Origin of the sequence: Streptomyces sp. AB3(2024) (assembly GCF_041862025.1) — a bacterium.
Lineage (GTDB): Bacteria > Actinomycetota > Actinomycetes > Streptomycetales > Streptomycetaceae > Streptomyces.
The window spans coordinates 1-13,463 of record NZ_JBGWAB010000077.1 but is presented as its reverse complement, the minus strand read 5'-3'; the positions used below and the strand labels follow the sequence as shown (position 1 = coordinate 13,463).

Here is a 13,463-nt window from a genome sequence, read left to right as displayed (position 1 = left end):
ACGCGTACGGGCGGGCGGGCGGGATCAGGCCAGCAGCGCCGGGATCGTCGCCTCGTGGGCCTCGCGGAGCTCGGCCAGCGGGAGGCTGAACTCGCCCTGGACCTCGATCTCCTCGCCGTCCACCACACCGATGCGGGTCGCGGGCAGACCGCGCGCACCGCACATGTCGGTGAAGCGGAGCTCCTCGCTGCGCGGGACGGACACGATGGCGCGGCCCGCGGACTCGGAGAAGAGGAAGGTGAAGGCGTCCAGGCCCTCGGGCACCACGACGCGGGCGCCGTTGCCGCCGCGCAGGCAGGACTCGGTCAGCGCCTGGATGACGCCGCCGTCCGACAGGTCGTGCGCGGCGTCGATCATGCCGTCGCGCGAGGCGGAGATCAGGATCTCGCCCAGCAGCTTCTCGCGGCCCAGGTCCACCTTGGGCGGCAGGCCGCCGAGGTGGTCGTGGACGACCTGCGACCAGGCGGAGCCGCCGAACTCCTCGGCGGTGTCGCCGAGCAGGTACAGCAGCTGGCCGGTCTCCTTGAACGCCATCGGCGTCCGGCGGTTGACGTCGTCGATCACGCCGAGGACCGCCACGACCGGGGTCGGGTGGATCGCCACCTCGCCGGTCTGGTTGTAGAGCGAGACGTTGCCGCCGGTCACCGGGGTGCCCAGCTCCAGGCAGGCGTCCGCGAGACCGCGGCAGGCCTCGGCGAACTGCCACATGACGTCCGGGTCCTCGGGGGAACCGAAGTTCAGGCAGTCGGAGATCGCGAGCGGCTTGGCACCGGTCGCGGCCACGTTGCGGTACGACTCCGCCAGCGCCAGCTGCGCACCCGCGTAGGGGTCGAGCTTGGCGTAGCGGCCGTTGCCGTCGGTGGACATGGCCACGCCGAGGTTGGACTCCTCGTCGATGCGGACCATGCCGGCGTCCTCGGGCTGCGAGAGCACCGTGTTGCCCTGCACGAAGCGGTCGTACTGGTCGGTGACCCAGGACTTCGAGGCCTGGTTCGGCGACGAGACCAGCGCCAGGACCTGCGCGCGCAGCTCCTCGGAGGTCTGCGGCCGCGGCAGCTTGCCGGCGTCGTCCGCCTGGAGGGCGTCCTGCCAGGAGGGGCGCGCGTACGGACGGTGGTAGACGGGGCCCTCGTGGGCGACGGTGCCCGGGGGCACGTCCACGATCTGCTCGCCGTGCCAGAAGATCTCCAGGCGCTCGCCCTCGGTCACCTCACCGATGACGGTGGCGATGACGTCCCACTTCTCGCAGATCTCCATGAAGCGGTCGACGTACTGGGGCTCGACGATCGCGCACATGCGCTCCTGCGACTCGCTCATGAGGATTTCCTCGGGCGAGAGGGTCGCGTCGCGCAGCGGGACGGTGTCCAGCTCGACGCGCATGCCGCCGGAACCGGCGGAGGCCAGCTCGGACGTGGCGCAGGAGAGCCCGGCGCCGCCGAGGTCCTGGATGCCCGCGACCAGCTTCTCCTTGAAGATCTCCAGGGTGCACTCGATGAGGAGCTTCTCCTGGAAGGGGTCGCCGACCTGGACGGCGGGGCGCTTGGTCGGCTTGGTGTCGTCGAAGGTCTCGGACGCGAGGACCGAGACGCCGCCGATGCCGTCGCCGCCGGTGCGGGCGCCGTAGAGGATGACCTTGTTGCCGGGGCCGGAGGCCTTGGCGAGGTGGATGTCCTCGTGCTTCATCACGCCGATGCAGCCGGCGTTGACCAGCGGGTTGCCCTGGTAGCAGGCGTCGAAGACGACCTCGCCGCCGATGTTGGGCAGGCCCAGGCAGTTGCCGTAGCCGCCGATGCCCGCGACGACGCCCGGCAGGACGCGCTTGGTGTCGGGGTGGTCGGCCGCGCCGAAGCGCAGCGGGTCGACGACGGCGACGGGGCGGGCGCCCATGGCGAGGATGTCGCGGACGATGCCGCCGATGCCGGTGGCCGCGCCCTGGTAGGGCTCGATGTACGAGGGGTGGTTGTGCGACTCGACCTTGAAGGTGACCGCGTACCCCTGGCCGACGTCGACGACGCCGGCGTTCTCGCCGATGCCGACGAGCATGGCGTCGTTCTGCGGGACCTTCTCGCCGAACTGCTTCAGGTGGACCTTGCTGCTCTTGTACGAGCAGTGCTCGGACCACATGACGGAGTACATGGCGAGCTCGGCGCCGGTGGGCCGGCGGCCGAGGATCTCGCGGATCCGGGCGTACTCGTCCTCCTTGAGGCCGAGTTCCTTCCAGGGCTGGGAGGCGTCCGGGGTCTCGGAGGCGTTCTTGACGGTGTCGAGGCTCATGCGCTGACCAGCTTCTTCAGGACCGACGTGAAGAACGGGAGGCCGTCGGTGCGGCCCGTCCCGATCAGCGGCTCGACCGCGTGCTCGGGGTGCGGCATGAGGCCGACGATGTTGCCCGCGGCATTGGTGATGCCTGCGATGTCGCGCAGCGAACCGTTCGGGTTGCCGTCCAGGTAGCGGAAGGCCACTCGGCCTTCGGCCTCCAGTTCGTCGAGCGTGCGCTCGTCGGCGGTGTAGCGGCCGTCCATGTTCTTGAGCGGTACGGAGATCTCCTGGCCGGCGGTGTAGTCGCCGGTCCACGCGGTCTCCGCGTTCTCCACCCGCAGCTTCTGGTCGCGGCAGATGAAGTGGAGGTGGTTGTTGCGGAGCATCGCCCCCGGCAGCAGGTGGGCCTCGGTGAGGACCTGGAAGCCGTTGCAGATGCCGAGGACGGGCATGCCGCCCTTGGCCTGCTCGATGATGGTCTCCATCACCGGCGAGAACCGGGAGATGGCTCCGGCGCGCAGGTAGTCCCCGTAGGAGAAGCCGCCCGCGAGGACGACCGCGTCGACCTGGTGCAGGTCCTTGTCGCGGTGCCAGAGCGAGACCGGCTCGGCCCCCGCGAGGCGGACGGCGCGCAGCGAGTCACGGTCGTCGAGCGTTCCGGGGAACGTGACGACACCGATGCGAGTGGTCACCGTCAGGCCTCGACCTTCACGGTGAAGTCTTCGATGACGGTGTTGGCGAGGAACGTTTCGGCCATCTTGTGGATGCGGTCGAGGGCGGCCTGGTCGACCGGTCCCTCCACTTCCAGCTCGAAGCGCTTCCCCTGGCGGACGTCGGCGATCCCCTCGAAGCCCAGGCGCGGCAGTGCACGCTGCACCGCCTGGCCCTGGGGGTCGAGGATCTCCGGCTTGAGCATGACGTCGACTACGACGCGTGCCACTGGCACTCCCGATGAGGTGGTTGGTGCAAGGCGGTTCCCTCAGCGTACCCGGCCAAAATTTCTACGCGGGTAGATATCGGGCCGCCGCAACCGGCCCGCCGTTTCGGCTTCACCAACGCTTCGCAAAATCCACCGGAAAACCACGCGCCCGCCATTGCGGCGGGACACGCGGGGAGAATTAACTGGGCTTCGCTATTCAATGAGAATCGCGGTACAAAGGAATCAGCCGGGATTCCGACGGTTTGATGCATTCCACCGAAACATCCACACAGGCGACATCACCGCACGTCACGCGTGCGGGGACGACGCGCGAAGGGACCGATATCCGTGGCGCAGCGCGTAGTAGTCACGATCTCCGACGACATCGACGGCGGAGAAGCGGCGGAAACGGTCGTGTTCGCTCTGGACGGTAAGACGTACGAGATCGACCTCAATGTGGCCAACGCAAAGAAACTGCGGAAGAGCCTGGCCCCCTTCGTGGCCGCGGGTCGCCGGCAGTCCCGTTCCGGCAAGGCGTTCAAGCACACATCCATCGCCCCCGACCCGGCGGTCGTCCGGGCCTGGGCCCGGTCCAACGGCCACGACGTGCCGCCCCGCGGGCGCATCCCGAAGCGGGTCTACGCGGCCTACAACGAAGCCCACTGACCCCTGATTTGCCATCCACCCCCTCTGATCGGCTAGTGTGTGGATCACGCCGAGGGGCCAGGCCGAAAAGCCGAAGCCCCGAAGTCGTGCGGGTGTAGTTCAGTAGCAGAACACCCCCCTTCCAGGGGGGAGGCGCAGTGTGCAATCCCTGTCACCCGCTCTGCACGCTTTACCGACCACGGTTGTGGATCAGGTAGAGTGATGCACGCAGAGCACGGCACTTGTGTCGTGGGAAGCATGCGGACGTAGCTCAGTTGGTAGAGCACCACCTTGCCAAGGTGGATGTCGCGCGTTCGAGTCGCGTCGTCCGCTCAGAGAACAAAGGCCCCGATCTTCGATCGGGGCCTTTGTCGTTCTCCGATGCCATCACCCCGCTCTCCCCTTTTGTGGCACACGTCACTTTCCGGTGACAAATGTCATCGCGGGCCGTGACGGCGCGCACTGCCGGAACCCCCGGACCGCGCCGAGGCTGGATCCATGACCGAAACAGGGAAGCCGGACCCGACGGGCACCCCGGGCCGGGTCGGCGCCGCGGCCCGGCCGGCCCGGATCCGCTTCGTCCTGCCCGACGGGGTGCCCGCCGCCCGGCTTCCGCTGCCGCTGCGCGCGGCCGCGGACGGCCGGCGCGTGGAGATCCGTACCGAACGGCTCCAGTACGACCTCGGCCTGTTGCTGCGCTGGGCCCATGACGACAGGGTGGAACTGGCCGCGCTCGACGCCCGCCACGCCTCCCCGGAAGAGGCCTTCGCCGAGGAACCGCCGCCCCCGGGCCGACCGTCGTCCTCATGGTGGCCGGGGCGCTGGTGGCGGACGGCTGCGTCCCGGCGCCGGACGCCGTCACACTGGTCTGGATCATGGTCGCGGTATCGGCCGTCCGACGGCGGTTCGCCGGGCACCGCGCCGCCGTAACGAGGGATCCGGGGGAACGGGCCGTGTCGAAGCTGACCGGGTGGTGGAAGCGCCGCAGCAGTGCAGGGAAGGTCGAGCTCTACACGCGCTGGTCCTTCCACTTCTTCATAGTCATGGAGATCATGGGGTTCGGGCTGCCGGGACTGGTCCCGGCAGCCAACGGTGGCCCGCCGGCGGTCTCCTTCGCCCTCCTCCTGGTGGTGAGCGCCCATTCCCTCCTGGTCGGGTGCCTGACCTCCAGGGCGCTGGACTGGATCGTGGGCAGCCGGGAACGGCCCGTACGGCTCATGGTGGCGGTGTCCGTCGTGACGGCCGTCGCCTGCCTGGCCCTCCTCGTCCTGCGCCGGACCGGACACGTCGACGGGTCGGTGTCCATCACGATGGTGTTCGGGCTGGCCGGCTTCGGCTGTGGCGCGGTGGTGCTGTCCCTGGAGAAGGTCCGGCACATGCGGTACGTCCCGCTGATCGCGGCGGGGGGCACGGGCGCGGCCGCGTACGCCCTCGGGATCCCCGTGGCCGAGGCCCTCGGCAACCTGATCGGGACGCTGCTGGCCGGCGTGTTCCTGGGCGTCGCGTACGGGTTCTCCGGGTGGCTGCTGACCACCGTCCACGAGCTGGACCGCGCCCGCGAGCTCCAGGCGCAGCTCGCGGTGGCCGAGGAGCGGCTGCGGTTCGGCCGGGACCTGCACGACGTGATGGGCCGCAACCTCGCGGTGATCGCGCTCAAGAGCGAGCTGGCGGTGCAGCTGGCCCGGCGCGAACGGCCGGAGGCCGTCGACCAGATGATCGAGGTACAGCGGATCGCGCGGGAGTCGCAGCGGGAGGTGCGCGACGTGGTGCGGGGGTACCGCGAGGCGGACCTGTCGGTGGAACTGGAGGGCGCGCGCGGGGTGCTGAGCGCCGCCGGGATGGACTGCCGGGTCGAGTTCGAGGCGGCGGGGCGGACGCTGTCGGCCGAGGTGCAGTCGGCGCTGGGCTGGGTGGTCCGGGAGGCGACCACGAACGTACTGCGGCACGGGGACGCGCGGAGCTGCCTGATCCGGGTGACGGCCGGGGGGCCTTCCGGCGCGGTGACCTTGCTGGTGGAGAACGACGGGGCTCCCGAGGCCCCGGCCGGCCCACCCGGATCCGGGCTCGCGGGACTGCGGGAGCGGCTCGCGGCGGTGGACGGGACCTTGCTGGCGGGACCGGTCGAGGGCGGCCGGTTCCGGCTGCGGGCCGAGGTTCCGGGAGACGGACTGCGACGAGTGGAGGTGCGGGCGTGACTCCCGTACGGGTACTTCTGGCCGATGACGAGCACCTGATCCGGGGTGCGCTGGCCGCGCTGCTGGGCCTGGAGGACGACCTGGTGGTCGTCGCCGAGGCCGCTTCGGGGCCGGAGGCCCTGGCGATGGCGAGGGCGCACCGGCCCGACGTGGCGGTGCTCGACCTGGAGATGCCGGGGGCCGACGGTGTGAGTGTCGCCACAGCGATCCGGGCCGAACTGCCCGGGTGCAAGACCATGATCGTGACCAGTCACGGCCGGCCCGGGCACCTGAAGCGGGCCCTCGCGGCGGGCGTGCGGGCCTTCGCCCCGAAGACGGTGTCGGCGCAGCGGCTGGCCGAGCTGATCCGCACCGTGCACGGCGGAGGCCGTTACGTGGATCCGGAGTTGGCGGCCGACGCGATCAGCGCGGGGGACTCCCCGCTGACGGCCCGGGAGGCCGAGGTGCTGGAACTCGCGGCGGACGGGGCGCCGATCGTGGAGATCGCGGAGCGGGCCTCGCTGTCACCGGGGACGGTGCGCAACTACCTGTCGTCGGCGGCCACGAAACTGGGCGCCGAGAACCGGCACACCGCGGTGCGTCTCGCACGCGAGCGAGGTTGGGTATAGTTGTCCTCGCGCCAAGGCGCACAGGCGGACATAGCTCAGTTGGTAGAGCACCACCTTGCCAAGGTGGATGTCGCGCGTTCGAGTCGCGTTGTCCGCTCAGCTGAAGGCCCCGATCGGTTCTCCGATCGGGGCCTTCTTCGTGTCTCAGCTCCAGGTCTGGCCGGTGAGGCGCTCGTAGGCCTCCACGTACTTGGCCCGGGTCCGCTCGACGACCTCCTGCGGGAGGACGGGCGGCGGCAGTTCGCCCTTGGAGTTCCAGCCGGAGGCCGGGGAAGCCAGCCAGTCACGGACGTACTGCTTGTCGAACGAGGGCTGGGCGTGGCCCGGCTCCCACTGGTCGGCGGGCCAGAAGCGGGAGGAGTCCGGGGTGAGGACCTCGTCCGCGGCGACCAGGGTGCCGTCCTTGTCGAAGCCGAACTCGAACTTGGTGTCCGCCAGGATGATCCCGCGCTCGCGCGCGATGTCCCGGGCGCGCCCGTACACGGCGAGGGTGGCCTGGCGCAGCAGCGCGGCCGTCTCGGCGCCGGTGGTGCGCGCGACCTCCTCGTAGGAGACGTTCTCGTCGTGGTCGCCCACCGCGGCCTTGGCGGCCGGGGTGAAGATCGGGGCCGGCAGCTCGGAGCCGTCCACGAGGCCCTCGGGGAGGGCGAGTCCGCAGACCGTACGGGACTTCTCGTACTCGGCGAGGCCGGAGCCGGTGAGGTAGCCGCGGGCCACGCACTCGACGGGGACCATGTCGAGGTTCTGACAGACCAGGGCGCGGCCGGCCCAGTCGGCGGGGGCTCCGGCGGGCAGCTCGGTGCTGATGACGTGGTTCGGGACCAGGTCGGCGAGCTGGTCGAACCACCAGAGGGAGAGCTGGGTCAGGATGCGGCCCTTGTCCGGGATCTCGGTGGGCAGCACCCAGTCCGCGGCGGAGATGCGGTCGCTGGCGACCATGACGAGGCGGCCGTCCTCGTCGCGGTAGAGGTCACGGACCTTGCCGGTGTGGAGGTGGGCGAGGCCGGGCACCTGCACCGGCTCGGGCTTTTCGACGAATCCGGGCACTGAGTCTCCCTGTGGTTCTGTACGAGCGCAGGGCCATTCTCCCGCACGGGGGCCCGTGCCCGGGGCGGGGGGGGTCGGCCGTGCGGGTCGGCGGGGGCGTCTTCGCGGGGGCTTCCGGGTGGGGCGGGCGGGGTCAGTCGCGCTTGCAGATCCGGTCGAGGAGGTTGGCCGTGGCGCGCTGGACGCGCTCGTCCACATGGCCGGGGCGGTCGAGCGCCGGTGACCAGGCGAAGGTGCCGGACGCGAAGACCAGGGCGCCGCTGGGCGCACGGTAGAGGGAGGTCTCCTGGTGGCGCTTGGCACCCTCGCTGTCGAGGTAGGGGGAGTGCGCGAGCAGGATCCGGTCCCGGTGCTCCGGGAGCTGGGTGCGCGGGAAGTAGCGGTCGGCCTCGCCGGCGACCAGGCCGTCGAGTTCGTCGTTCTCGGCCGCGCCCGTGGAGTCCCAGAGCCAGTGCGTGGAGTTGCGCACGACCAGGGGGGCGGGGTCGGGGACCCTGCCCGCGTACTGGATGCCGAGGAGCTGCTGTTCGGGGCGGTCGACCTCGCGCCACAGGCTGGGCCGGCCGGGGCCGCGGCGTTTTCGGCAGGTGAGGAGGCGGTCCTCGACCCCGGAGGGGGACGGGCCCAGTTCGACCTGCCAGTACATGGTGTTGGCGGAGAGGAAGACCAGCGAGGTCCCGTGGTCGCGGGCGCGCTCGGCGGTGCGGCGCATGGGGGCCGACCAGTACTCGTCGTGGCCGGGGAAGACCAGGCCGCGGTAGCGGGTGGGGTCGACGCGGCCGGCGTGGAGGTCGCGGGTGTCGGCGTAGGCGAGGTCGTAGCCGTAGCGCTCGGCCCAGCGGATGAAGTCGTAGGCGTGGCCGACGTGCAGGGGCAGGCCGGCGCCCGCGTAGGGGCGGTCGAAGGAGACCGTGATGGCGGCGTCGCGTTCGCCGAGGAGACGGCCCTCCTCGTCCCAGGCGTGGTAGAGGCTGGCGCCGGTGTGGCCGTCCTCGGGGTAGAGGTTGTAGGCCTGCCAGGTGATGTCGGGGAGCAGCAGGAGGAGGTCGGCGGGGCGGTCGTCGCGGACCGTGAAGGGGATGTGGGAGCGGTAGCCGTCGACGGTGGTCAGGACGGCCACGTACGCGCCGACGCTCCAGTACGAGGGGACCTGCAGGCGCCAGGACAGCCACCAGTGGTGGCAGGAGACGGTGCGGTCGGCGGTGAGCGGGGGCGGCTGGACGATCCCGGACAGCCGGGGGCTGGTGGTGATCTTGGAGGCGCCGTCGCCGGCGTAGTGGCCGATCCGGTAGACGTCGACCGAGAACTGCTGGGGCGGATCGACGGTGATGTGGAAGTCGATGGCCTCGCCGGGGGCGACCGCGCCGGTGGAGGCGAAGCCCTTGATCTGGCGGTGCACGTCGTCGGCGGTGAGCGGGCCGCTGCTGCGGGCGCGGGGGACCCGGCCGGGGGCCGCGGCCGGGTCCACGTACCAGGGGACGACGTGGCCGGTGTCGTCGAAGTACAGCTCGCTGCCGCGGAACCAGGGCAGGGGGCCCTGGCCGAAGGGGTCGTTGACCGCGTGCGCGAGCGCACCTGACTCCCACCGCCGGATCTGGTCCGCACCCATACGGCTCCCCTCCCTCGCTCCCCCGAACGCGTTTTCGTCAGTGCGGCCCGACGGTTTTCGGACAGCTCCGCCGTGACCGGTCCCAGCACATCACATAACGCACGCAGTCCGTCACCGTTCGTCGCGAATTGGCGTGACCCGAACCCCGGGCGCCGCCCTCAGACGAGACGGACGGGCTTCTCGGGGCGTACGCCGACGTCCGCGAGCCAGTCGCGCAGGGGCGCCGGGTCCCCTTCCTCGACCAGGGAGAGCACCCGGGGCGCCAGGTCGGCGCGGCGCCGGCCGCCGACGAGGAGGACCGGGCCGTCGAGCCAGTCCAGGCCGGGGGCCGCGCCGGTCGAGTCCACGGCGGCGCAGCAGACCAGCGCGGTGACGTGGTCGGCCAGCAGGTCCCGGCCACTGCGCGGGGGCTGGAGCGGGAAGAGCGGGAGCGTGTCCGCGCCGCCGGTGCGGCCGGAGCCCGCGGCGGAGCCGGCGGCGCGTTCCTCCCGGGCCAGGTCGCCGCCGATGCGCCCGGCCAGGGCGTCCCCGGCGGCGGCTTCGCCGGTGGGGTCGGTGAGGTACGCGAGCACCCGCTCCAGCGTCGGGCCGCCGAAGCCGTCCCCGGCGGGCGGGGCCGCGGGGGCCGTGACGGGCGCCGGGGCAGGAGCGGGGGCGGGAGCGGGGGCGGGGCTCGGGGCGGGAGCCGTCGCCGGTACCGGGGGCGTCGGCGGGGTCTGGAGGGACGGCGGGGGCTGGGGGGACGGCGGGGGCGTCGGAAGGCCCGTCGGGACGGAGAGGGCGTCCAGCGCCGCGTGGAGGCGGGCGGCCTCCGTGCGCCACTTGCGGTCGACGACCTCCTCCGGGTACGCCGCCCAGTCCACCGGCGACCAATCCGGCCCGGCCTCGGCCGGGCCGCCGTGGAAGAGCCGGGCGGCCAGCAGGGAGGTGGCCTCGTCGACCGCCCCGGGCTGCTCCAGCAGATCGCACGCGGGGCGCTCGCCCAGCCGCGAGGTGAACTCGTCGGCCAGCCGGTCGCGACGCGAGAGCTCGGTCAGGGCGGAGACCACCCCGGCGCCGAGGTGTGCGGGCCAGCGGCCCATCCGCCAGGCGGGCAGGGCGACCCGGGTCAGCAGCCGGTCCCAGCCCGCGTAGGCGAGGCCCACCTGCTCCTGGGCGACGAGGCGCAGCCCGTAGTCCACGCCCTGGGCGCGGTCGGAAGCGGCGGCGGCCACCCCGCGCTCCATCTCGGCGGCGTCCGTCCGGCACAGCCGCAGCAGCAGCCGGGCGGGATGCGCGATCCAGCCCAGGCCGGGCCGGCTCCCGATGTCCACGGCGGCGTCGAGTCCGCGGACGAAGCCGCGCGCGTCGGCTATGTCCGGGTGGGCGGAAGGGCCCGTACCGGCGACGACGGGCGCGAGGACGGCCCGTAGCTCGGCGACCCGCATCCACCACAGGAAGGGCGAGCCGATCACCAGCACGGGGGCGGCGCCCGGCTCGGACTCGGGCCCGGCGGGTCCGGCGGACGTGCGCGCGCCGGCCCGGCGGTGGGCCGCGTGCGCGCGGTCCTCCAGCCAGCTGTCACAGTCCGGGGTCAGGGCTATCGCGGAGGGCGCGGGAACGTCCATCCGGTCGGCGAGGTCGCGCACCAGACGGTAGAGGTCGGGCGCGGCGGCCTCGGAGAGCGGGACCGTCGGCGTCACGGCCGGGCGGGCGCGCAGGACCACGGCGCCGAAGATCCCGCCGGCCAGCAGCACCAGCGCGGCGACCGCGCACACGGCCAGGGTCACCGCCGGCCAGGGGTCCCCGGCCAGCCGGCCCGTCATCCGGGCGGCCACGAGCACCACCGCGAGGGCGGCGGGCAGCAGCACGGCGGCCAGCGCTCTGCTGCGGACCCGCAGCACGGCGAGGGCCCGGGAACGCGCGGAGGGCGTGCCCACTTCTGCGATCGAACCGGTTCCGGACACGGCCGGACCTCACCCCCTCTGCCCTGCGGCGGCGTTGCTCACTCCCCCACTGTGACACCCGCCACCGACATCGCAATGCCGGTGGGCCATGTGCCGGAATGCTTGCGCCGCACCTTAGTTGGGGCCGGGGCGGACGTCAGGCGGTCCGGGTGACGATCACCCGATGGAATGGCTTTGGGCAAAGGTGGGTGCGTTCGAACACGGCCGGATGCAGTCGCACGCGAAGACGCGCACGGGCCCGGTGCGCCTTTCCCGCGCACCGGGCCCGCTTCGCCACGACCCTGCTGGTCAGCGGCCTTCGGCCGCCTTGGCCGCAATGTCCGTACGGTGCTGCGAGCCGTCGAGCCCGATCCGCGAGACCGCCTTATACGCCTTCTCGCGCGCCTGTGCCAGATCGGAACCGGTCGCCGTCACCGACAGCACGCGACCACCCGCGCTGACGACCGCGTCGCCCTCGCGCCGGGTCCCGGCGTGGAGCACGTAGGCGTCGGGCGCGTCCAGGGCCGCCACCTCGGCGAGGCCCTCGATCGGATCCCCGGTCCGCGGGGTCTCCGGGTAGTTGTGCGAGGCGATGACCACCGTGACGGCGGCCTCGTCCCGCCAGCTGAGCGGCGGCTCGGCGTCCAGGGTGCCGCGGGCGGCGTTCAGCAGGACGCTCGCGAGCGGGGTGCGCAGCCGGGCCAGGACGACCTGGGTCTCGGGGTCGCCGAAGCGGGCGTTGAACTCGATGACCCGGGTGCCGCGGGAGGTGATCGCGAGGCCGGCGTAGAGCAGCCCGGAGAAGGGGGTGCCGCGGCGGCGGAGTTCGTCGACGGTGGGCTGGAGGACCAGCGCCATGACCTCGTCGACCAGCTTGGGGTCGGCCCAGGGGAGCGGGGAGTACGCGCCCATGCCGCCGGTGTTGGGGCCCTCGTCGCCGTCGAGCGCACGCTTGAAGTCCTGCGCGGGCTGGAGCGGGAGGACGGTGACGCCGTCGGTGATGGCGAAGAGGGAGACCTCGGGGCCGTCGAGGTACTCCTCGATGACGACCCGGTCGCAGGCCAGCGCGTGGGCGCGGGCGGCGGCCCGGTCCTCGGTGACCACGACGCCCTTGCCGGCCGCGAGACCGTCGTCCTTGACGACGTAGGGGGCGCCGAAGGCGTCGAGCGCCTCGTCGACCTCCTCCGCGGTGGTGCAGACGTAGCTGCGCGCCGTCGGGACCCCGGCGGCGGCCATCACGTCCTTGGCGAATGCCTTGGAGCCCTCCAGCTGTGCCGCCTGCGCGGACGGGCCGAAGACGGGGATGCCGGCCGCGCGGACGGCGTCGCCGACCCCGGCCACCAGGGGTGCCTCCGGGCCGACGACGACCAGGTCGGCATCGAGTCCGGTGGCGAGCGCCGCGACCGCGGCGCCGTCGAGGGCGTCGACCGGGCGCAGCTCCGCCACCTCGGCGATGCCGGCGTTGCCGGGGGCGCAGTAGAGCGCGGAGACGTCGGGGTCGAGGGACAGAGAGCGGCACAGGGCGTGTTCGCGGGCGCCGCCGCCGATGACGAGGACCTTCACGCCGCCCAGGGTAGCCCGGACGGCGTGGCGCGTTTCGTGCGGCCACCCAACTACAGGGGGCTACTCATTCGTGTATTCCTCCACAACGGTGGCTCCGAGCTCGCGCACGATGAGGTCGTGTCCGGTCAGGGCGCTCTCGACGAGGTCGGGATCGTCCTCCTCGGCGAAGTCGTCCTCGGGGGCGACCGGCGGGGGCGCCTGCTGTACGGGCGGCTGCGGGGCGGGGGCCGACTGCTGGGGCGGCTGGTACTGCTGCTGCGGGGCGGGCGCCTGGGGCTGCTGCGGGGGCGGCTGCGGGGTGTAGGCGGGTGCGGCCGGGGCCCCGTACGAGGACTGCTGGACGGGGGCCGGGCCGCCGCCCCCGCCCGCGCCGACCACGGCTTCGATCTTCCAGTTGACCTGGAACTGCTCGGCCAGCACCGCCTTGAGGACGTCCTCGCTGCCGCTGCTCGCGAAGTTGTCGCGGGCTCCGGGATTGGGGAAGCCGAGCTGGAGGGTGGTGCCGTCGAAGCCGGTGACCTGGGCGTTCTGGCTGAGCAGGATCCAGGTGAAGCGGCGGCGGTTCTTCACGGCCTCCAGGACGGCGGGCCACATCGCCTGGACCTGCCCGGCTCCCGCGGCCATGCCGGGGGAGGGCGCGGCGACGGGGGCGGCGGCCGGCGCGGGGGCCGCCGCGGGAGCGGCGGGCGCGGG

10 protein-coding genes, 3 tRNA genes and 2 pseudogenes are annotated in these 13,463 nt (G+C 72.6%); 7 read left to right on the top strand and 8 right to left on the bottom strand.

Features of this window, described 5'->3' with window-relative positions; genetic code table 11:
* Nucleotides 1–24: 24 nt before the first annotated feature.
* The 3 genes from purL to purS are packed head-to-tail and all read right to left on the bottom strand — an operon-like array spanning nucleotide 25 to nucleotide 3,205.
* Nucleotides 25–2,274, bottom strand: coding sequence for a phosphoribosylformylglycinamidine synthase subunit PurL (gene purL, locus ACEPPI_RS25975; protein WP_351030345.1), 2,250 nt, complete (start codon nucleotides 2,272–2,274; stop codon nucleotides 25–27).
* Nucleotides 2,271–2,951 carry a phosphoribosylformylglycinamidine synthase subunit PurQ gene (purQ, locus tag ACEPPI_RS25970; protein ID WP_266594917.1) on the bottom strand — a complete coding sequence of 227 codons (681 nt, stop codon included), beginning with the start codon at nucleotides 2,949–2,951 and terminating at the stop codon, nucleotides 2,271–2,273. The genes purL and purQ overlap by 4 nt, the downstream gene beginning before the upstream one ends.
* Before the next feature lie 2 nt (nucleotides 2,952–2,953).
* Nucleotides 2,954–3,205 (bottom strand): phosphoribosylformylglycinamidine synthase subunit PurS, encoded by a 252-nt coding sequence (purS, locus tag ACEPPI_RS25965; protein WP_008740952.1) that lies wholly within the window; start codon nucleotides 3,203–3,205, stop codon nucleotides 2,954–2,956.
* Nucleotides 3,206–3,526: 321 nt separating this feature from the next.
* Here purS and ACEPPI_RS25960 point away from each other — a divergent pair, with 321 nt between their 5' ends.
* The 7 genes and pseudogenes from ACEPPI_RS25960 to ACEPPI_RS25930 all read left to right on the top strand — a co-directional run bounded on the left by ACEPPI_RS25960 (nucleotide 3,527) and on the right by ACEPPI_RS25930 (nucleotide 6,723).
* Nucleotides 3,527–3,844 carry an Lsr2 family protein gene (locus tag ACEPPI_RS25960; RefSeq protein WP_373917680.1) on the top strand — a complete coding sequence of 106 codons (318 nt, stop codon included), beginning with the start codon at nucleotides 3,527–3,529 and terminating at the stop codon, nucleotides 3,842–3,844.
* Nucleotides 3,845–3,932: 88 nt separating this feature from the next.
* Nucleotides 3,933–4,004, top strand: a tRNA-Gly gene (locus ACEPPI_RS25955).
* Between the two features lie 79 nt (nucleotides 4,005–4,083).
* Nucleotides 4,084–4,156, top strand: a tRNA-Gly gene (locus tag ACEPPI_RS25950).
* Between the two features lie 192 nt (nucleotides 4,157–4,348).
* Nucleotides 4,349–4,597 (top strand): annotated as a pseudogene (locus ACEPPI_RS25945) (ABC transporter ATP-binding protein); the annotation flags it as partial.
* Nucleotides 4,598–4,776: 179 nt separating this feature from the next.
* Nucleotides 4,777–6,018: a sensor histidine kinase gene (locus ACEPPI_RS25940; RefSeq protein ID WP_373917679.1), complete on the top strand. Its 1,242-nt coding sequence runs from the start codon at nucleotides 4,777–4,779 to the stop codon at nucleotides 6,016–6,018.
* A complete protein-coding gene (locus tag ACEPPI_RS25935) occupies nucleotides 6,015–6,626 on the top strand; it encodes a response regulator (protein ID WP_371677505.1) in 612 nt (203 codons plus the stop codon). Before ACEPPI_RS25940 ends, ACEPPI_RS25935 begins: the two co-directional genes overlap by 4 nt.
* Before the next feature lie 24 nt (nucleotides 6,627–6,650).
* Nucleotides 6,651–6,723, top strand: a tRNA-Gly gene (locus ACEPPI_RS25930).
* Between the two features lie 47 nt (nucleotides 6,724–6,770).
* On the opposite strand, the gene ACEPPI_RS25925 is transcribed toward ACEPPI_RS25930, so the two are convergent.
* The 5 genes and pseudogenes from ACEPPI_RS25925 to ACEPPI_RS25905 all read right to left on the bottom strand — a co-directional run.
* The gene (locus tag ACEPPI_RS25925; protein WP_373917678.1) at nucleotides 6,771–7,673 is read right to left on the bottom strand and encodes a phosphoribosylaminoimidazolesuccinocarboxamide synthase; all 903 of its coding nucleotides are present in this window, start codon (nucleotides 7,671–7,673) and stop codon (nucleotides 6,771–6,773) included.
* A 133-nt stretch (nucleotides 7,674–7,806) separates the two neighbouring features.
* Complete coding sequence (locus ACEPPI_RS25920; protein ID WP_373917677.1) at nucleotides 7,807–9,282, bottom strand: N,N-dimethylformamidase beta subunit family domain-containing protein; 1,476 nt, start codon at nucleotides 9,280–9,282, stop codon at nucleotides 7,807–7,809.
* A gap of 158 nt (nucleotides 9,283–9,440) precedes the next feature.
* Entirely contained in the window at nucleotides 9,441–11,228 is a 1,788-nt protein-coding gene (locus tag ACEPPI_RS25915) for a hypothetical protein (protein WP_373917676.1), read from the bottom strand.
* 288 nt (nucleotides 11,229–11,516) lie between these two features.
* Nucleotides 11,517–12,770 (bottom strand): phosphoribosylamine--glycine ligase, encoded by a 1,254-nt coding sequence (gene purD, locus ACEPPI_RS25910; protein ID WP_373917675.1) that lies wholly within the window; start codon nucleotides 12,768–12,770, stop codon nucleotides 11,517–11,519.
* 60 nt (nucleotides 12,771–12,830) lie between these two features.
* Nucleotides 12,831–13,463, bottom strand: a pseudogene (locus tag ACEPPI_RS25905) (DNA polymerase III subunit gamma and tau); the annotation flags it as partial.